Origin of the sequence: Microbacterium sp. VKM Ac-2923 (assembly GCF_022815605.1) — a bacterium.
Taxonomy (GTDB): domain Bacteria; phylum Actinomycetota; class Actinomycetes; order Actinomycetales; family Microbacteriaceae; genus Microbacterium.
In genome coordinates this window covers 266,729-285,432 of the sequence record NZ_JALGRP010000003.1, presented here as the reverse complement: position 1 = coordinate 285,432, position 18,704 = coordinate 266,729, and the positions used below count along the sequence as shown (strand labels likewise).

The 18,704-nt window shown below is 68.1% G+C and carries 16 protein-coding genes, 1 tRNA gene and 1 other RNA gene; 9 read left to right on the top strand and 9 right to left on the bottom strand.

The window, feature by feature from the left end:
• Positions 1-168: 168 nt before the first annotated feature.
• On the top strand, positions 169-672 hold the full coding sequence (locus tag MT347_RS07185; protein ID WP_243499543.1) for a DUF3145 domain-containing protein: 504 nt from the start codon (positions 169-171) through the stop codon (positions 670-672).
• A 152-nt stretch (positions 673-824) separates the two neighbouring features.
• Here the strand turns inward: MT347_RS07185 and MT347_RS07180 are convergent, their stop codons facing one another.
• The 6 genes from MT347_RS07180 to aceE all read right to left on the bottom strand — a co-directional run bounded on the left by MT347_RS07180 (position 825) and on the right by aceE (position 8,479).
• Positions 825-2,063, bottom strand: coding sequence for a beta-ketoacyl synthase (locus MT347_RS07180; protein WP_243499541.1), 1,239 nt, complete (start codon positions 2,061-2,063; stop codon positions 825-827).
• Positions 2,064-2,131: 68 nt separating this feature from the next.
• Complete coding sequence (locus MT347_RS07175; RefSeq protein ID WP_243499539.1) at positions 2,132-2,380, bottom strand: acyl carrier protein; 249 nt, start codon at positions 2,378-2,380, stop codon at positions 2,132-2,134.
• Between the two features lie 67 nt (positions 2,381-2,447).
• On the bottom strand, positions 2,448-3,452 hold the full coding sequence (locus MT347_RS07170) for a beta-ketoacyl-ACP synthase III (protein ID WP_243499537.1): 1,005 nt from the start codon (positions 3,450-3,452) through the stop codon (positions 2,448-2,450).
• Positions 3,449-4,369: an ACP S-malonyltransferase gene (locus tag MT347_RS07165; protein ID WP_243499535.1), complete on the bottom strand. Its 921-nt coding sequence runs from the start codon at positions 4,367-4,369 to the stop codon at positions 3,449-3,451. Before MT347_RS07165 ends, MT347_RS07170 begins: the two co-directional genes overlap by 4 nt.
• An 82-nt stretch (positions 4,370-4,451) precedes the next feature.
• Positions 4,452-5,675, bottom strand: coding sequence for a CdaR family transcriptional regulator (locus tag MT347_RS07160; RefSeq protein ID WP_243499788.1), 1,224 nt, complete (start codon positions 5,673-5,675; stop codon positions 4,452-4,454).
• 77 nt (positions 5,676-5,752) lie between these two features.
• Positions 5,753-8,479 (bottom strand): pyruvate dehydrogenase (acetyl-transferring), homodimeric type, encoded by a 2,727-nt coding sequence (aceE, locus tag MT347_RS07155; RefSeq protein WP_243499533.1) that lies wholly within the window; start codon positions 8,477-8,479, stop codon positions 5,753-5,755.
• Positions 8,480-8,738: 259 nt separating this feature from the next.
• Here aceE and MT347_RS07150 point away from each other — a divergent pair, with 259 nt between their 5' ends.
• Positions 8,739-9,434 carry a hypothetical protein gene (locus tag MT347_RS07150; RefSeq protein ID WP_243499531.1) on the top strand — a complete coding sequence of 232 codons (696 nt, stop codon included), beginning with the start codon at positions 8,739-8,741 and terminating at the stop codon, positions 9,432-9,434.
• 158 nt (positions 9,435-9,592) lie between these two features.
• Here the strand turns inward: MT347_RS07150 and MT347_RS07145 are convergent, their stop codons facing one another.
• Positions 9,593-9,784 carry a hypothetical protein gene (locus MT347_RS07145; protein ID WP_243499530.1) on the bottom strand — a complete coding sequence of 64 codons (192 nt, stop codon included), beginning with the start codon at positions 9,782-9,784 and terminating at the stop codon, positions 9,593-9,595.
• Between the two features lie 424 nt (positions 9,785-10,208).
• Between MT347_RS07145 and MT347_RS18365 the strand changes: the two genes are divergently transcribed.
• Together MT347_RS18365 and MT347_RS07135 are read left to right on the top strand one after the other, a co-directional pair.
• Complete coding sequence (locus MT347_RS18365; protein ID WP_243499528.1) at positions 10,209-12,614, top strand: AAA family ATPase; 2,406 nt, start codon at positions 10,209-10,211, stop codon at positions 12,612-12,614.
• Positions 12,615-12,616: 2 nt separating this feature from the next.
• The gene (locus MT347_RS07135; RefSeq protein WP_243499526.1) at positions 12,617-13,123 is read left to right on the top strand and encodes a hypothetical protein; all 507 of its coding nucleotides are present in this window, start codon (positions 12,617-12,619) and stop codon (positions 13,121-13,123) included.
• Positions 13,124-13,321: 198 nt separating this feature from the next.
• Here MT347_RS07135 and MT347_RS07130 read toward each other — a convergent pair whose 3' ends face one another.
• Positions 13,322-13,843, bottom strand: a complete 522-nt coding sequence (locus MT347_RS07130; RefSeq protein WP_243499524.1) for a hypothetical protein — start codon at positions 13,841-13,843, stop codon at positions 13,322-13,324.
• A 243-nt stretch (positions 13,844-14,086) separates the two neighbouring features.
• Between MT347_RS07130 and MT347_RS07125 the strand changes: the two genes are divergently transcribed.
• Together MT347_RS07125 and MT347_RS07120 are read left to right on the top strand one after the other, a co-directional pair.
• Entirely contained in the window at positions 14,087-14,248 is a 162-nt protein-coding gene (locus MT347_RS07125) for a helix-turn-helix domain-containing protein (RefSeq protein ID WP_279391103.1), read from the top strand.
• Positions 14,245-15,399 carry a site-specific integrase gene (locus MT347_RS07120; protein WP_243499519.1) on the top strand — a complete coding sequence of 385 codons (1,155 nt, stop codon included), beginning with the start codon at positions 14,245-14,247 and terminating at the stop codon, positions 15,397-15,399. Before MT347_RS07125 ends, MT347_RS07120 begins: the two co-directional genes overlap by 4 nt.
• Before the next feature lie 7 nt (positions 15,400-15,406).
• Here MT347_RS07120 and MT347_RS07115 read toward each other — a convergent pair.
• A tRNA-Val gene (locus tag MT347_RS07115) sits at positions 15,407-15,479 on the bottom strand.
• 233 nt (positions 15,480-15,712) lie between these two features.
• On the opposite strand from MT347_RS07115, the gene MT347_RS07110 reads away from it, so the two are divergent.
• From MT347_RS07110 to rnpB, 3 genes are all read left to right on the top strand, one after another.
• A complete protein-coding gene (locus tag MT347_RS07110; protein ID WP_243499517.1) occupies positions 15,713-16,441 on the top strand; it encodes a zinc ribbon domain-containing protein in 729 nt (242 codons plus the stop codon).
• 15 nt (positions 16,442-16,456) lie between these two features.
• On the top strand, positions 16,457-18,163 hold the full coding sequence (locus tag MT347_RS07105) for a bifunctional 3'-5' exonuclease/DNA polymerase (RefSeq protein WP_243499515.1): 1,707 nt from the start codon (positions 16,457-16,459) through the stop codon (positions 18,161-18,163).
• A 31-nt stretch (positions 18,164-18,194) separates the two neighbouring features.
• Positions 18,195-18,577, top strand: an RNA gene (gene rnpB / locus MT347_RS07100) — RNase P RNA component class A.
• Positions 18,578-18,704: the final 127 nt, after the last annotated feature.

The following is an 18,704-nucleotide window of genomic DNA, read 5'->3' as shown; positions in this document are numbered from 1 at the left end:
ACGTATGCTCGGGGGCTTCGACGGGCTCAGCCTCCTCCGCCTCGCGCACGGGCAGAATCACAGTGTTGTGATTTCGTTATGCGCGGGCGATAATGGCCGGGACAACCGAACACTCGCCACACTCCATCACAGGTCGTAGGGGAAGACGTACCTGACGAAGGAGAGACCATGGCGATCACGTCTTCGCGCGGAGTGATCCTGATCCACTCCGCGCCCCGCGCGTTGTGCCCCCACCTCGAGTGGGCGGTAGGACGCGCCCTGGGCCGTGCCCTCAACTTCGACTGGGCCGACCAACCCGTGCTCACAGGCAGTCGTCGCGCGGAGTTCTACTGGGAGGGCCCCGTCGGCTCCGGGGCCGCCCTGGCGAGTGCCATCCGCGGCTGGGAGCACTTGCGCTTCGAGGTGAGCGAGGACCCGACGCCCCGCAGCGACGGCGGTCGCTGGATGCACACGCCGGGGCTCGGCCTCCACTACGCCCAGACGGACGCGGCGGGCAACGTCGTTATCGGCGAGGATCGGGTGCGGTACGCGATGGAGGTCGCCGCGGGCGATCCGTTCGAGCTGCAGCGTGAGCTCGACGTCGCCCTCGGCTCCGCGTGGGACGAGGAGCTCGAGCCGTTCCGTCACGCCGGCGACGACCAGCAGATCGTGTGGCTCCACAAGGTCGGCTGAGAGCCGCACAGAGAGTCGGCGTGGGAGGCGCCTCTACCGGAGGTCGGTGAGCACACCCGGCACCGGGACCGCGTATCCCTCGCCCGACACGGCGAACGCCCCCTGGCATCCCCGTTCTTCGTCGGGGGGATGCCAGGGGGCGTTCGTTCGGATCAGACCGAGGCGATCGCGACAACGGCGTTGTGACCGCCGAAGCCGAAGGAGTTGCTGATCGCCAACTGGTCGCCGGAGCCGAGCTGCACGGGCGAGCCCGAGAGCGCGAACGGCACGGCGGGATCCTGCTCCGTGAGGTTGATGGTGGGCGGTGCCACGCGGTCCTGCAGTGCGAGCACGGTGAAGATGGCTTCGAGCGCACCGGTACCACCGAGCAGGTGCCCGGTCGCGGCCTTCGTCGCCGACACCGGAATCTCGTCGATCCGGTCGCCGAACACCGTGTGCAGCGCGCGGTATTCGTTCGGGTCGCCGACGGGGGTCGACGTCGCGTGCGCGTTGATGTGCGTGACGTCGTCGGTCGATGCGCCGGCCATTTCGAGCGCCATGCGCACGGCGCGAGCGGCGCCGTGTCCCTCGGGGTCATTCGCGGTGATGTGGTACGAGTCGGCTGTGACGCCGCCGCCCACGATCGACGCGTAGATCTTGGCGCCGCGGGCCTTGGCGTGCTCCTCGGTCTCGAGGATCAGCACACCGGCGCCCTCGCCCATGACGAAGCCGTCGCGGTCGATGCTGGCGGGGCGCGAGGCGGTCTCGGGAGAGTCGTTGCGCTTGGACAACGCCTGCATCGACGCGAACGACGCGATCGTGATCGGGTGGATCGCCGACTCGGTGCCTCCGGCGATCACCACGTCGGCGAGGCCGTCGCGGATGTGCTGCACGGCGTTGACGATCGACTCGGTGCTCGACGCGCAGGCCGACGCGACCGTCCGCGCGAAGGCGCGGGCGTTGAAGTGCAGCGACAGGTTGCCGGCAGCCGCGTTCGGCATGAGCATCGGCACCGTCATCGGCATGACGCGCCGCGGACCCTTCTCGCGCAGATCGTCCCAGGCGTCGAGCAGCGTCCAGACACCGCCAATGCCGGTGGCGAAGTCGACACCGAGGCGATCGGGGTCGATGTCGGGGGCACCCGCGTCTTCCCAGGCTTCTTTCGCCGCGATGAGCGCGAACTGCGACGACGGGTCGAGACGCTTCGCGACGGGACGCTCGAGCACGGTCTCGGGGCGCACGAGCGCCTCGGCCGCGAACGTCACGGGCAGGTTGTACTTCTCGACCCACTCGTATTCGAGGGTGCGCGCGCCGGAGGTGCCGGCGAGCAGCGCCGACCAGCTCTCGGGGGCGGTGCCGCCGATGGGCGAGGTGGCACCGATACCGGTGACGACGATGCGGGGTGTGCTCATGAGCGATGAATCCTTGCTGCGGCCGACAGGTCGTGACCGGTGGGGGCCGGAGCCCCCACCGGGAGGTGTCAGGACTGGTTCGACGTGATGAAGGTCACGGCGTCGCCGACGGTCTTGAGGTTCTTGACCTCTTCGTCGGGAATGGTGACGCCGAACTTCTCCTCGGCGTTGACGACGATCGTCATCATCGAGATCGAGTCGATGTCGAGGTCGTCGGTGAACGACTTCTCGAGGGCGACCTCGTCGGCCGAGATGCCGGTCTCGTCGGTGATGAGCTCGGCAAGGCCGGCGAGAACCTCGTCGTTGGTGAATGCCATGATGTCTCCTGTTTCTTGGGGGCGGCCCGAACGAGCCTGGATCAGTTTAGGGTTCGACGACGTCGCGTCAGGGGAGGACGACGACCTGCGCGCCGAAGACGAGTCCTGCGCCGAAGCCGATCTGCAACGCCAGTCCGCCGCTGAGCTCGGGGTGCTCTTCGAGCAGGCGGTGCGTGGCGAGCGGGATGGATGCCGCCGAGGTGTTGCCCGTGGTCTCGATGTCGCGACCGACGATGACGGTCTCGGGAAGGCCGAGTTGCTTGGCGAACTCGTCGATGATGCGCATGTTCGCCTGGTGCGGCACGAAGGCGGCGAGATCGGCGGGTTCGATGCCCGCGGCCTCGATCGCCTGACGCGCGACCTTGACCATCTCCCAGACGGCCCAGCGGAACACGGTGGGGCCTTCCTGACGGAGCGTGGGCCAGGCGGCGGTGCCGTCGCGGAACTCGGTGAGCGTGGCGTTCATGCCCACGGCATCCGCCTTCGATCCGTCGGAGCCCCAGATGGTCGGGCCGATGCCCGGGGTGTCGCTGGGCCCGACGACGACCGCGCCGGCGCCGTCTCCGAGCAGGAACGAGATGCTCCGGTCGGTGGGGTCGACGATGTCGCTGAGCTTCTCGGCGCCCACCACCACGACGTGCGTCGCCAGACCCGCGCGCACGAGCGCGTCGGCCTGACCCACGCCGTACGCGAAGCCCGCGCATGCGGCGTTGAGGTCGTAGGCCGCGGCGGGGTTCGCGCCGATGCGGTCGGCGACGATGGCCGAGGCCGAGGGCGTCTGCTTGGGGTTGCTGATGGTGGCCACGATCACGGCGTCGATGTCGGCGGGGGCGATGCCCGACTTCTCGACGGCCTCGCGCGCGGCCTCGGTCGCCAGGTCGATGGCATCGGTCTCTTTGTTCGCCCGCACGCGGGTGACGATGCCGGTGCGCTGACGGATCCACTCATCGCTGGAGTCGATCGGGCCCACGAGGTCGTCGTTGGGAACGAAGTTCTCGCCGCGGGCCGCCCCGTAGGCGTAGATGCGGGTGTGAGCCGCTCCCTGGGTCTGACGGAGTGTGGGGGTGCTCATGCCTGGTCTTCCTTCAGGAGTGAGACGGCCGCATCGAGGTCGTCGGGGGTCTTGACCGCCACGGTGGGCGTGCCGCGCAGGGCGCGCTTCGCGAGCCCGGTCAGGGCGCCCGCGGGGGACAGTTCGATGATGCCGGTCACGCCGTGTTCGGCGAATGATGCCATGCAGCGGTCCCACCGCACGGGCGAGGCGACCTGCGCCACGACGAGGTCGAGCGCCCGGCGTCCGCCGGTGACGACAGAGCCGTCTGAGTTGGTCCACAGCGTGGTCGTCGGATCGGACACGGCGACGTCGGCCGCGGCGGAGCGCAGAGTCTCGACGGCGGGCTCCATGAAGCGGGTGTGGAAGGCGCCAGCGACCTGCAGCGCGATGACTCGGGTGCCACGCGGCGCGTCGGCGGCGAGTTCGGCAAGTGCGGGCAGCTCGCCCGCGGCGACGATCTGGCCGCCGCCGTTGTAGTTGGCCGGGGTGAGGCCCAGGGCGTCGAGCCGCTCGAGGACGGCGGCCTCGTCGCCTCCCACGACGGCGCTCATCCCCGTCTCGACGGAGGCGGCGGCCTCGGCCATGGCGCGGCCGCGCAGCCCCACGAGGCGCAGGGCGTCGTCGTCGCTCACGACACCGGATGCCGCCAGGGCGGCGATCTCGCCGACGGAGTGACCGGCGACGCCGGCGACGGGAGCGCCGGCGCGCTCGTTCAGCGCCGCCCACGACACCAGGCTCGCCGCAACGATCAGGGGCTGGGCGACGCTCGTGTCGCGGATCCGATCGGCATCCCATTCGGTTCCGGCGGCGACGAGGTCGACGCCCGACTGCTGCGAGAAGGTGTCGAGGCGCTCACGAACCTCGTCGAGCTCGAGCCAGGGGGTCAGGAAGCCGGGGGTCTGCGAACCCTGACCGGGGAAGACGGCGATGATCACGTTTCCATCCTGACAGGCATCGGGCAACCGCTTCTGGAGATATCGACACAGAAATGCGGCGTGTCTTTGTGTGTGCCGTGCATCACCGCGGCTGCGGGGGGCGCCGTTTGCCGACACCGCGCCGTCGGGTGGCGTCGGTGCCGATGGAGCCGAGGATCAGTGCCGTCTGCAGGATGAGCGCTTCGCGCGGGCCCGTGGCATCCCATCCGATGACCTCGGACACGCGCTTCAGGCGGTAGCGCACGGTGTTGGGATGCACATACAGCTCGCGGGCCGTGGCCTCCAACGACCGGCCGTTGTCGAGGTAGCTCCAGAGCGTGGCGACGAGGTCGGCGCTGTGCGCGTGGAGGGGGCGGTAGACGCGGTCGACCAGGGTCTGCTTGGCCACCGCATCGCCGGCCAGGGCGCGTTCGGGAAGCAGATCGTCGGCCTCGACGGGACGCGGCGCGTGCCGCCAGGCGCGGGCGACCGCGAACCCCGCCAGTGCCGCACGCGCGCTCTGCCCCGCATCGACCAGGGCGGGTACGGCGGGTCCGAGCACGAGGTGTCCTCCGCCGAAGCTCGGCTCGAGCCGCTTGGCGATGTCGGTGAAGGGCAGCTCGGTGACCTCGGTGCCGCCGCGCGCGGGGAGGTCGGCGCGTCCGAGCACGAGCACCAGACGCAGGCCCTGCACTCCGATGAGCACGTCGACCCCGAGCTTGCGCGCGGTACGGCGTACTTGATCGACGTCGAGCTGCGGGGGAGTCGTCCCCACCAGCACCGAGACCTCGCCGTGGCCGTGCCATCCGAGGGCGGCGATACGGCTGGGGAGTTCGTCGTCGGCCTCGCCGGTGAGGATCGAGTCCACGACGAGCGCCTCGAGGCGGGCGTCCCAGAGCCCGCGCGCCTCGGCGGCTCGGGCGTAGACGTCGGCGGCGGCGAACGCCACCTCGCGCGAGTACGACAGCATCGCCTCGCGCACCTTCTCGCTGCGGCCGGCGACGCGCTCCTCCATCACCTCGACGGTCACGCGCACGAGCTGCAGGGTCTGGGTCAGGCTGACGCTGCGGAGCAGCTCCCGGGGCGCGGCGGCGAAGATGTCGGCCGCGATCGCCGGAGTGGATGCCGGTTCCTCGAACCACTGTAAGAACGAGGTGATGCCGGCCTGCGCCACGAGCCCGACGGCGGAACGCCGCGCCGGCGGCATCTCGGCGTACCAGGGCAGTGTCTCTTCGAGGCGCTGGATGGTCGCGGTGGCGAGATCACCCGAGATGCGCCGCAGCCAGGCGAGGGTCTCCGCTTTCTCGGCCGCTGCCTCGGCACGCACGTCGCCCGGAGACCGGTCGGACCCGGCCCCGCCCGAAAGGGGGGAACCGGGTCCGACGGTGGAATCCGCCACGTGGATCAGGCCTCGCCGCCCGCGTTGCCGCTGGTGCCGGCGTTCACGTCGTGCAGGCGATACTTCTCGATCGCCTGTGCGACGACCGCGCGGTCGACCTTGCCCTCTTCGGCCAACGCCTGCAGGGCGCGGACCGCGAGCGAGGGACCGTCGATCTTGAAGAAACGACGGGCGGCGGCGCGGGTGTCGGAGAATCCGAATCCATCGGCGCCCAGGGTCCAGTAGTTCTGCGGGACCCACTGGCGGATCTGGTCCTGTACGGCGTGCATCCAGTCGCTGACCGCGACGACGGGACCTTCGGCTTCCTTGAGCTTGTCGGTGAGGTACGCCACGCGGGGCTCCTCATCGGGGTGCAGGAAGTTGTGCTCGTCGGCGGCAAGACCGTCACGGCGCAGCTCCGTCCACGAGGTGACCGACCACACATCGGCGACGACGCCCCAGTCGTCCTTGAGCAGACGCTGAGCCTCGTGCGCCCACGGCACGCCCACACCCGAGGCGAGCAGCTGCGTGCGGGGACCGTCGCCCTCGCCGGACGAGATGTGGTGGATGCCGCGGACGATGCCGTCGACGTCGACCCCCTCGGGCTCGGCCGGCTGCACGTAGGGCTCGTTGTACACGGTCATGTAGTACATGACATTGGGATCGGGGTGGTTGCCGCCGTACATGCGCTCGATGCCCGAGCGCACGATGTGCGAGATCTCGTAGCCGTAGGCCGGGTCGTACGACACGGTCGCCGGGTTCGTCGACGCCAGCAGCTGCGAGTGACCGTCCGCGTGCTGCAGCCCCTCACCCGTCAGGGTGGTGCGACCTGCGGTCGCGCCGATGATGAATCCGCGCGCCATCTGGTCACCGGCGGCCCACTGGGCATCTCCCGTGCGCTGGAAGCCGAACATCGAGTAGAAGACGTACACCGGGATGAGCGGCTCGCCGTGGGTCGAGTAGGCCGTGCCCGCCGCGGTGAACGCCGCGAGAGCGCCCGCCTCGTTGATGCCGACGTGGATGATCTGGCCCTGCGGGCTCTCCTTGTAGGCCAGCAGCAGCTCGCGGTCGACCGAGGTGTAGTGCTGACCCTTGGGGTTGTAGATCTTCGCCGTGGGGAAGTACGCGTCCATACCGAACGTGCGCGCCTCGTCGGGGATGATCGGCACGATGCGGTGGCCGAAGTCCTTCACCCGCAGCAGGTCCTTCAGCAGACGGACGAACGCCATGGTCGTGGCGATCTCCTGCGTACCCGAGCCCTTCTTGGGCAGGGCGTACGCGGCATCCCCCGGAAGCTCCAGACCCACGTGGGTGGTCCGGCGCTCGGGCAGGAACCCGCCGAGCGAACGGCGACGCTCCAGCATGTACTGGATCGTCTCGTCCTTCTCGCCGGGGGTGTAATACGGCGGCTGGTACGGGTTCTCTTCGAGCTGTGCGTCGGTGACGGGGATGTCCATCGCGTCGCGGAACGACTTGAGGTCGTCGAGCGTCAGCTTCTTCATCTGGTGCGTGGCGTTGCGACCCTCGAAGTGAGGGCCGAGGCCGTAGCCCTTGATCGTCTTGGCGAGGATGACGGTGGGCTGGCCCTTGTGCTCGGCCGCCGCCTTGAACGCCGCGTACACCTTGCGGTAGTCGTGGCCACCGCGCTTGAGGCCCCAGACCTGATCGTCGGTGAAGTCCTTGACGAGCTCCAGCGCCCGCGGGTCGCGACCGAAGAAGTTCTCGCGCACGTAGGCGCCGTTCTCGGCCTTGTAGGTCTGGTAGTCGCCGTCGGGGGTGGTGTTCATCAGGTTGAGCAGCGCACCCTCGGTGTCGCGGGCGAGCAGGTCGTCCCACTCGCGGCCCCACACGACCTTGATGACGTTCCAGCCGGCACCGCGGAAGAAGCTCTCGAGCTCCTGGATGATCTTGCCGTTGCCGCGGACGGGGCCGTCGAGGCGCTGGAGGTTGCAGTTGATGATGAAGTTCAGGTTGTCGAGGCCCTCGTTGGCCGCGACCTGGAGCTGGCCGCGGCTCTCGACCTCGTCCATCTCGCCGTCGCCGAGGTAGGCCCAGACCTGCGAGTCGCCGACGTCCTTGATGCCGCGGTTGGCGAGGTACTTGTTCGACATCGCCTGATAGATGGCGTTGATCGGACCAAGACCCATCGACACCGTCGGGAACTGCCAGAACTCCGGCATGAGACGGGGGTGGGGGTAGGACGGGATGCCGTTGGGGGCGGCGGACTTCTCCTGGCGGAAGCCGTCGAGCTGCGCCTCCGTGAGGCGACCCTCGAGGTAGGCGCGGGCGTAGGCGCCGGGGGAGGCGTGGCCCTGGATGAAGATCTGGTCGCCGCCCGAGGGGTCGTCCTGGCCGCGGAAGAAGTGGTTGAAACCGACTTCGTAGAGCGCTGCCGAGGAGGCGTAGGTCGAGATGTGGCCGCCGACACCGATGCCGGGGCGCTGAGCGCGGTGCACGGTGACCGCGGCGTTCCAGCGGATCCACTTGCGGTAGCGGCGCTCGAGCTCTTCGTCACCGGGGAACTCGGGCTCGTTCTTCTGCGAGATGGTGTTGATGTAGTCGGTGGTCGGAACCATCGGCACGTTGAGGTGCAGTTCCTTCGAGCCCTTGAGCAGGCTCAGCATGATCTCGCGCGCACGGGCCGGGCCCTTGGCCTGGACCAGCTGGCGCAGGGATTCCTGCCACTCCCCGGTCTCTTCCGGGTCGCTGTCCTGCGGCCCCTGCGAATACGGATCCTGGTCGTGAACAGTCACGGAAGACCTTTCGTCGTCTGGCAGGTCATGCCAGAGAATCGCCATACGAGTGCGGCAACCCTTGTCTGCTCCGCACAATCAACCAGAGTCCACCCTAGCGAGTCGGGGCGGTCTCGGATGCGCGACGGCGACACGCCCCGCACGGTGGCGGCGGGGACTGTTCGACATCGAGAGGTCCATGGCATCCGCGTGCGTGGACCTCGGATGCCGGCATCCGCCCCTCGGCCGGAGTGCGCACCCGCGGGGCTAGCCTGAGCGCGTGAGCCCGCAGGATCCGACCGCGTTCCGCACCCGCCCCGAGCACCGGTGGCCGGTGCTGATCGCCCTGGCCGTCGGCACAGGACTGTACGCGGTGCTTCCGAGCGATGCATCCGGAGCCCTCCGCTACATCGTGGTGGGCGTCGGCGTGCTCTGCGCGATCCCGATGGTCGTGACCAATCCCGCGCGGCTGACGCGGGATTCGCGGGTGGGGAGAGGCTTCGCGCTGGCGTTCACGGCGTTGCTGCTGCTCGCGAACCAGTTCGCCTTCGGATTGCTCGTGCTCCAGTTGCTGCGGGGCGAGGGCGACGGCGCGTCGACGCTGCTGGGCGCGGCTCAGGTCTGGGCGATCAACGTGATCGGCTACGCGGTCGTCTATTGGGAGATGGACCGTGGCGGACCCATCGCCCGGCGTCGCGACCCCCGCGACGCCCTGCCCGCGGCGGACTTCCAATTCCCGCAGGACTCCGACCGCGACGCCGTGAGCGAAGTGCGGCGCCGTTCCTCCGACGTGGAGGACTGGGCGCCGGGATACGTCGACTACGTCTACTTCTCGGCATCCAACGCCATGGCGTTCAGCCCCACCGACGTCATGCCCCTGACCGTTCGCGCGAAGCTGTTCATGATGGTCCAGGCGGTGTCGGGCTTCATCCTGCTCGCCCTTGTCATCGCGCGGAGCGTGAACATCCTGAACTGAGAGTGGGCCCTGCCGGGATCGAACCGACGACATCCACGGTGTAAAGGCGACCGCATGAAGCCCGAAGCCGGAAACTCGCGTTTCTCAGCTTGCACGAGCCTCACGAGATTGCCCGCGTTCCATCCCTGGGGGACGCCGGGGGGACGCGGGGCGCGGTCCTAGATGCCGAGATGTTGCTCGATCTGCGAGAGCGTGACGCGGTACTCGTCACTCTCCAGGCCGATGACGGGTTGCAGCGATGTTGCATCGTCGAGCCGATACAAGCCGTCCTCGGGACCGCGAATCACCAGATCGGGACGGGCGAACGATCGAGCGATGGTCAGACGTTGGGATTCAGTCAGATGCGTCACAGTCACGAGGGTAGCTACACGCCCCCGGGATGCGTGACAAATTCGGCCCGACATGAGGACCGGATTTCGGCGCGAACCGCTTGACATTCCGAACCGGGAAACAGGCACTGATCGGCACGTTGAACGACTACGGGTGTATACCAGGATGTCAAGTAAACAGCCTCTGACCTGGGATTCGTTTGCACGTGCCTTTTGAGATATGGGACAATGGGGGTACCAATGAAGACAGCCAGACAGCCTCAATAAGCTCGACGGGCGCTCCCGTTTCTGGCTGTCACGGTAGAGCGCCCGTCGAATCTCACCGAAAGCACAGCCCGCAATGCACCACGACCTACCCAGCCCCGCAGTCGGGCAAAAGACTGCAACCCCGACCAACCGCACGACCCTGTCTGACATCCTCCCCGGCCCGAGCACCCCGCCGCCCGTGATCGGCTACGCGGATGCACTCAAGCTCTACACCCGAGCCGGTAGCGCCGAGACTCTGCGCCCGATCCCCGTCTCTGATGCCGCCCCTCGCGGATTCCGGAACTGGCACCCCGACCTCGCGCAGCGCTGGGCATCTTCCGAGCACTGGATGCACGCTCGCACGGCGTCCTCTCCGGCTCCGGGATTCGTCTTCCTGGATGACGACGATGCAACGCTGTGCGCCGCTCTGGAGGCTCAGATCGGCTCACGTCCGGCAACCCTCTACACGACATCTCGCGGGCGGCTCAGCGAGACTCAGGGCCGCGCCAAGCGCCTGTATCGAGTGCCCGCGGACGCAGCGCTTCGAGACGGATACAGCGGCGGCGACATCATCGATCACTTCCACCGATTCGCTTTCATCGGCCCGACTCGCAATGCGAAGACTCTCGAAGCCGAACAGTGGTACCTCCCCGATGGAAGCCCGCTCCCCGGAGTGCCGACCGCCGCTGACATCGCACAGCACACAGCCACGCTTCCTGCCGCGTGGGTGGAGCACCTGAAACGTGATCGACCCTACGGAGACGCTCCCGCCTACTCAGGGTCACTCACGTTTGATGCTGGAAGCGTTGCGCCGTGGCTCTCAGACATCGCAGGCACCTGGGGCGACTGGAGCGAGTACCGGCAGGCGCAACGCGCGCTATGGAACCTCGCTGGGGTCGCTGTGATGCTCCCCGAGACTCCCGGTATCGACACCCTGCGCCATGCGATCACTTCCGAGTACGTCAACCGTGCGAACGCTTCAAGCTCTCCCGCCGACTCCCAGGGCGCATTGGACCGCGCCTGGACAAACGGACTCGCAAAGCAAGCCGCCGAGCGTGACGCTCTGGAGGCCGAGGTCGGGGGCGCATCCCTTGCGTGGGCCGCCTCGAAGCTTCGCGGCGCGGTCCCCGAGGCTCCAACGTTCAGCGAGCGACTGGAAGCCGACGCATACAAACGTGCGGCGCAGGGTGACTTCAGCGCCTTTGAGCGCGCCGTGATGGGTGATCCGGCTGGTTACGCCGAGGAGCGCGCTGAGAAGGCCGCCGAGAGCGTGCAGACCGCCCCTGAGCCGGAGCGTGGAGGCTGGACGCCGCTCGACCTCGCTCCGGTCCTGACCGGCGAGTACGTCGCCCCGGAGGCTACCGTGATGCGCCGCGCTGACGGGGTAGGCCTGCTGTACCGCGAGGCCGTCAACGGATGCCACGGTGAGCCGGGAGGCGGGAAAAGTTGGTTTGCGCTCTCGGCTACGTCGAGCGTGCTCGCGGGGGGTGGGCACGTGCTCTATCTCGACTTCGAGGATCACGCTCCCCGGGTCGTTAATCGGCTCCGGCTACTAGGCACGTCAGACGATGCGCTCAGCACTCGCCTGCACTACGCCAACCCCGAAGGCGACCCGCTCGATACAGCGAAGCCCTACGCCGCCCAGGTGGCCGCTCTACTCGACGCGGAGCCCGCGTATGACCTCGTGGTATTTGACGGCATCACAGAGGCTCTGGCGCTGTCCGGGATGGGTTCCAACTCCGGAGACGAGTGGACGACGTGGGCGCGTCTGCCGAAGGCGTTCGCGCGCACCGGGGCTGCTGTCCTGACTGTCGATCACGTCGTGAAGGACGCGCAGAACCGAGGCCGTTTTGCTACCGGCTCCGGACAGAAGCTCGCAACGATCACAGGCGCGAGCTACTCCCTCGAAGTCAAAGAGCCGCTTGCACCGAACCGTCACGGATACCTCGCGGTCAAGATCGCGAAGGACCGTCACGGATACGTTCAGGCCAACTCCGAGCATGGCGGTAAGGGGCTCGCTCTCGCGGGTGAGTTCCACCTGTACCGCGCCGATGCATTATCGGATCGACTGACCGCTGAGATTCGCCAGCCCGAAGCCGCCGAGCACGTCGCACGCGCCGCGCAGCAGATCAGCGCCGACCGGGAGCGCATCGCATACGCGCTCCAGGAGGCAGGGGGCTCGCTCCCCTCGATGTCGAAGCTGTGGGAGTCGCTGGAGGTTCAGAAGAACGGGACCGACGAATTACGCACGGCTCTGGACGCGCTCATCTCTGACGGCTTCGTGGTTGTGGAGGACGGTGCTCGAAACAGCAAGTCCCTCCATCTGAAGAGCAACATCGCTCCCACTCCCGAGGCGGACGCTGAGAACGATCTAGTGCCCGTGATTGAGCATCCAGCATCCCAGGTACAAGTACCTGGGGATACTGCGGACACTCAGTCGAGTATCCGAGTATCCGAAACGGACACTCGCGGACACTCGGACACTCGATCCGACAAGCCCAAGACCCCACCCCGAAGCGTCCTCACCGGAGTAACAGACGCCGAGCTAGACGCTCTGCTCGACGAGCCGGACCCTGAGCCGGACACAACCCAGAAAGGAAACTAACCATGTCCCGATCACTGTTCGATCAGCACCCCACGACGCCCGCACGCGAACCTGTAGACCCCTACGCGGTCCCCGAGCACCTGCGAGCGGCCTACGGCGCAGCGAGCCCCGACGCGCACCGGTACTTAGAGCAAGCCGTCTCCGCTCTCGTGCAGGAGCGCAATCCCGTCACGACGTTCTACACCGAAACCATGTCGCGCTCTGTACGGGAGAAACACCTCCCCGAAGCTCTCCGACGCGCCGAGCACCTGAGCCGACTCGCGCAGGCCTGGGAGGCGGTCGAAGCACCAAAGCTTGCAGCCGCACGAGACGCCGAATACGCCGCGCGCTTTACCTGCTCTATCTGCGGCGAAGTGTCCCCCGACTGCCAGGACCGCTATTTGGATCGCGGAAACTGGGCGGCCCGATTCGCTTGCCGAGCTTGCGAAGATGTCGCCCGTGCGATCTGGACCGAGCGCGAGCGCACGAAGCACCGCGAGAAGGCCGTCAGAGCCGCGCTGAACGTGTGACCGACCCCCGAAGCCCTCTGAGCCGAATCCCATGCTCGGAGGGCTTCAACGCGCGCAGGGCGGGTCACGCTCGATCACATCGAACCGCCATCCGTCTACAGCAGATTATATCTATTCATCTGAATGTTTCAGACCCCTGCAGGTTAAAATCAAAACTGGCGCGGGGTGAAACGTGTCCCCACCAGAAAAACCCGGGGGTCACCCGAGATTGATCGTGCCGCGCGCGGAGCGGATGCGGCGATTGGTGTCCACGATGCCGATGTCGGCCCGCACAGCCGCGAGGAAGTCTTCGAGCTTGTGGTGGAACTCGATCTCCTCGTCGCTCTCGTAGTCTGTCCGCTCCGCATCACCCCATCGGTAGAGGGCGGAGTAGACCGCCTCGGCATGCATCAGTGTGTCGGGACTCGCGAAGACCCGTAAGCTCTGCAGCGCTTCAAACGCCCCCTCCTGCCAACCGAATTTGAGGTCAGGACCTATCCCGTAGCCCGCATCGTGTATTGCCACTGATGTTCGCCGAAGCTCTCGATAGAACGTCAAGTAGTAGTCGCGTTGAACTTCACCGACCTTCCACGCATCCTCGCGCGCCCATCTCCGCACCTCGTGAGCCTGCCGCACATCCTCGCGCCTCACGGCAGAGCGGTTTGTGAGAATCACGATGGTCACAGCCACGGCGTTACCGAAAAGGGCTATCGCTATAGGCACCCAGATTTGGTCGTCCATCCTCGAAGACTCCCACAAGCAGATGCCGCACAGAGCTTAGGAGACGCACGCTGTTGCTCCGATCGCGGACCCGACGACCTGCGCAGGCGGCTCGCTCGTTCGCTCACCTCCAGCCGCGTATTTCACCTACACAGAATGAACAAAAGCCCAGGTCAGACGCCGTAGAAGTCGACCTGAGGTTCGTGTCAGGGTGGACCCAACAGAGAGAGAGTTAGGTGATCGGTGGAGTAGTTGGAAAGTCTGATGACGAGCGGTGAAGTCGCCCGCATGCTGAGCGTGTCCGAGGCAACACTGTCCAGGTGGAGGGGTGCAAAGACGGGCCCCCCTGTTGTTAACCTGGCCCCGGGGCTGTACCGCTACCGGGTCGATGATCTGGAGGCGTGGATCGAGGGGAGCCGGGGATGACCATCTCGAAGACGCCGCAGGGCCGTTGGCGCGCACGAGTGAAGTCGGGGCGCGATGTCGTCGCCTCTCGCACGTTCGACCTCAAGCGCGACGCAGAGGCATGGGAGTCCGCTCAGCGGCGCATGCTCGACCTCGGAGAGTTCGTTGATCCCCGCGCGGGGCGCGAGTCTCTCGCGAGCGCTCTGGAGCGATGGAAAGAACAGCGGCGCGGAACGGTCGCAAGCAAGACACTTTCAACGGAGGGCTACGCGCTCAAGCATCTCCCGACTGCGATGCGAAACCGACCGCTCGCGGCGATCCGAGCATCCGAACTCGAAGCGCTCTATTCGACGTTGCTCCGCACCCAGGCTCGCGCCACCGTCTGCCGGTTCCGTAACATCATCTCCGCATTCTGGACGTGGGCAGTCGCGGAGCGGATCATCCCTCGCAATATCGCTATCGAGTCGAAGGTGCCGAAGGGTCGGGGGGAGGACGCTACCCGGGAGATTTACCCGTTCACGCTGGACGAATTGCGCGCCGTGCATGCCGACCTCTCCCAGCACACGACTCAGGCAAACGCCGACATAGCGCTCATACTCGGGCTGACCGGGCTCCGTTGGGGGGAGTTGTCCGCGCTGCGGGTGCGAGACGTGCAGCAGCTCCCTTATCCGGCATTCCGTGTCTCACGGTCGAAGCCGGACGGGCAACCTGTCCGAACCGTGACGAAGGGCGGTAGCGCTCGCACCGTGCCGCTCCCTGCCGAAGTAGCGGCTATCGTGCTGCCGATGCTGGAGGGCCGGACGCCCGACGCGCCTCTGTTCCCGTCCGCTACCGGCTCGAACCGCTCGGGGCGCAATTGGACGCGCGATGCGCACTGGAGCGACTTCGGCAGAGGACGCAGGGTGCATGACCTCCGGCACACGGCGGCGACTCTCTGGCTCTCGTCTGGAGTCGATCTGAAAACGGCTCAGACCTGGCTAGGGCACAGCACCGCAAAGCTGACCGCCGACACATATGCGCACTTCCTCGGATCAGACGCCGACACCGCCGCCCTCGCGCGCATGAATGCCGTGCTGAGCGATGCGGGGGGACGCCGGGGGGACGCGCTTGTGGACAACCTCGCGCTCTCAGGAAAGCGGAAAACCGAGGAAAGCGCGGGATCACGCGGTTAGGAGAGGGTGGGCCCTGCCGGGATCGAACCGACGACATCCACGGTGTAAACGTGGCGCTCTACCAGCTGAGCTAAAGGCCCTGGATGCCGCAAGTCTAGCCCGGCGTCGCTCCGGGCCCGCGTTGGTCGCGCCGCCCCACCTCGAGGCCACACTCGGCGCACGACATCACGCGCTGTTCGGCCGAAACTGCGGTCACCTCGCGCGGAACGGGCAATCTCGCCAGGCGCCGCCCGCGTCGACCCGCCGGGCCGTGACGCCCCCACGGGCGGAGGACGCACCGCCGATGTCCCACCCCCGGGGTAGCGTTGAGCCCGTGAATGCCGATTCCGCCGACCAGCGCAAACTGCTCGACCTCGCCGACCTCGACGCGCGTATCCACCGCGATCAGAAGGTCGCCGGCAACCCACCGCAGGCCGAGCGGGTCCGCGAGCTCATCGCCCAGCGGTCGACGCTGTCGCAGGAACTGGGCGCACGCGCCAATGCGCGCGACGACATCACCGCCGAGCTGAAGCGCCTCGAATCAGACGTCGCCGTCGTCGACGCCCGCATCGCGCGCGACACCGAGCGACTCGCCGCATCGTCGAACGCGAAGCAGGCGCAGGGGTTCGAGAGCGAGCTCACCTCGCTTCAGCGCCGCAAGAGCGACCTCGAAGACACCGAGATCGCCCTGATGGAGCGCCTCGAGGCGGCCGATGCCGCCGTCGCCGAGCAAGAAGCGCTGATCGCCGACACCAACGCGCAGGGTGCGCAGCTCAGCGCCGAGGCCAAGACGACCGTGGCCGACGCCACCACGCGCCTCGAGGGCGCGCGACGCGACCGCGACGCGGTCGCCGCGGCGATCCCCGCCGACCTCCTGGCCCTGTACGAGCGTCTGGCATCCCGCGGAAATGGCGCCGGTCTGCTGAACGCCGGAGCGTGCGAGGCGTGCCGCATGGTGCTGCCGCCCAGCGACCTCAACATCGTGAGACGCTCGCAGACCGACGAAGTGGTGTTCTGCCCCGAGTGCGGGGCGATCCTCGTCCGCACCGAAGAATCCCGATGACGCCGATCGGCGTCCGTGGTCTCTGACACGGTCGTCGTCGGACGCACCGACGCGGGCCGCGTCGCCCTCGTCACCCTGGGGGCGGATGCCACGACCCTCGGCTCGACCGACCTCGACGCCGCGGGTCTCGCCGACGCCGTGGCCGCGCGCGAGAGCGCGGGCGACGTGCGATGGATCTGGGCCGACACCGCCGCGACCTATCCGCGTCTGCTCGCGGCCGGCATCCGGGTCGCTCGAGCCTGGGACCTGCGGCTCGTTCACGCGCTCCTTCGCGAGGCGCAGGCGGTGACCGACGACCACGGACTCCGCGACGCCACGGCCTGGGATGCCGACACGGCGGCGCCCCTGAGCGGGGACACGCTCTTCGACCTCGGCGACGCGGCATCCGGCCTCCCCGACACCGTAGACACGGCCGTCGCCGAGTACCGCCGTCAGCGCGCCGCGATCGCCTCGTCGAGGTCGCCGGGAGCGCTCCAGCTGCTGTGCGCCGCAGAATCGGCGGGCGCGCTCATCGCCGTCGAGCTGCACGCCGCGGGCGTTCCGTGGAGCCGCGCCGCGCACGAGGAGCTGTTGGACCGCGAACTGGGCCCGCGCCGCGGGGGAGGGCTACCCGGCCGCATAGAACAAGCCGCTGTCGCCGTGCGCGCGGCCCTCGGCGACCCGACGGCCTCGCTCGACTCCCAGCCGCGCCTGCTGCGCTCGCTCCACCGCGCGGGACTGCTGGTGCAGTCCACCAGCCGATGGGAGCTCGCGGAGCACGACCACCCCGCCGTCGCACCGCTCATCGCCTACAAGAAGCTCATGCGCCTGTTCACGGCGAACGGCTGGGCGTGGCTCGACGAGTGGGTGCGCGATGATCGCTTCCGCCCCGTCTACGTCCCGGCGGGGGTCGTCACGGGCCGCTGGGCGTCATCCGGCGGCGGGGCTCTGCAGATCCCGCGATCGTTGCGTACCGCCGTCCGCGCCGACCCGGGTTGGACGCTCGTCACCGCCGACGTCGCTCAGCTCGAACCCCGCGTGCTCGCGGCGATGGCACGTGACACGGCGCTGGCCGAAGCGGCATCCGGTCGCGACCTCTATGCCGGCATCGTCGAGCGCGGAGCCGTCGCCAGCCGCGCCGAGGCGAAGCTCGCGATGCTGGGCGCGATGTACGGCGCCACGACGGGTGAGAGCGGGCGTCTGCTGCCGCGCCTGCGGCGCACCTTCCCCCGCGCGATGCAGCTCGTCGACGACGCGGCCCGCACGGGGGAGGACGGCGGGGTCGTGCACACGTGGCTCGGGCGCACGTCGCCCCTGGCGGGGGAGTCATGGCGTGAGCTGCAGTCGCGGGCGAGCGACGCCGCGGCATCCGGAGTCGACGAGACCCGCGCGCGCCGCTCCGCCCGCGACCGGGGCCGCTTCACCCGCAATTTCGTCGTGCAGGGAACGGCCGCCGAGTGGGCGCTGGCGTGGTTGGCCGATCTGCGCGCGCGCCTGGCCGCCCTCCCCGAGGTGGATGCCACCCGCGCGGCGCCCGCATCGGGCGCGGTATTCGGACGGGCGCCGCATCTGGCGTTCTTCCTGCACGACGAGATCGTCGTGCACACCCCTCTCGAGCACGCGGAGGCCGTAGCCGAGGCGGTGCGGGAGTCCGCGGCATCCGCGGGTCGGCTGCTCTTCGGCACGTTCCCGATCGACTTCCCCCTCGATCTGCGCATCGGCGAGACGGCGGAGAAAGGCTGAGGACGCTCCCGCGTAGACTGGACGATGCGAATGGGTCGGCTGGACGGTCGCGTCACGGGTTCGCCCGTGCCGAGGAACGTCCGGGCTCCACAGGGCAGGACGGTGGGTAACGCCCACCCGGAGCAATCCGCGAGACAGTGCCACAGAGAGCAGACCGCCTCGGCCCGCAGGGTTCGGGGTAAGGGTGAAAGGGTGGTGTAAGAGACCACCGGGGATCGTGGTGACACGATTCGCCAGGTAAACCTCGTCCGGAGCAAGGCCAGACAGGGGATGCAGACGCGGCTCGCCGAGTCCCCGGGTAGGCCGCTGGAGCGGCACGGCAACGTGTCGCCGAGAGAGATGACCGTCCACGGGGTCCCTGAGCTTGTCGAAGGGACCCCCGGACAGAACCCGGCGTACAGGCCGGCCCATTCGCCCCCACGGGATGAGCATTACTCCCAAACCGACCGGCGCTTCGCGCCGAATACCCATCGACCCTCCTGCTGGCCCCCTGCCTCAGGAGGGTCGCCCTATGCCAGGGGTGAGACGATGCGCTTCTCGT

Coding starts and splice junctions, on each gene's coding strand:
- MT347_RS07185 (WP_243499543.1), top strand. CDS start 169: ATGGCGATCACGTCTTCGCGCGGAGTGATCCTGATCCACTCCGCGCCC.
- MT347_RS07180 (WP_243499541.1), bottom strand. CDS start 2,063: ATGAGCACACCCCGCATCGTCGTCACCGGTATCGGTGCCACCTCGCCC.
- MT347_RS07175 (WP_243499539.1), bottom strand. CDS start 2,380: ATGGCATTCACCAACGACGAGGTTCTCGCCGGCCTTGCCGAGCTCATC.
- MT347_RS07170 (WP_243499537.1), bottom strand. CDS start 3,452: ATGAGCACCCCCACACTCCGTCAGACCCAGGGAGCGGCTCACACCCGC.
- MT347_RS07135 (WP_243499526.1), top strand. CDS start 12,617: ATGTCCCGATCACTGTTCGATCAGCACCCCACGACGCCCGCACGCGAA.
- MT347_RS07130 (WP_243499524.1), bottom strand. CDS start 13,843: ATGGACGACCAAATCTGGGTGCCTATAGCGATAGCCCTTTTCGGTAAC.
- MT347_RS07125 (WP_279391103.1), top strand. CDS start 14,087: ATGACGAGCGGTGAAGTCGCCCGCATGCTGAGCGTGTCCGAGGCAACA.
- MT347_RS07120 (WP_243499519.1), top strand. CDS start 14,245: ATGACCATCTCGAAGACGCCGCAGGGCCGTTGGCGCGCACGAGTGAAG.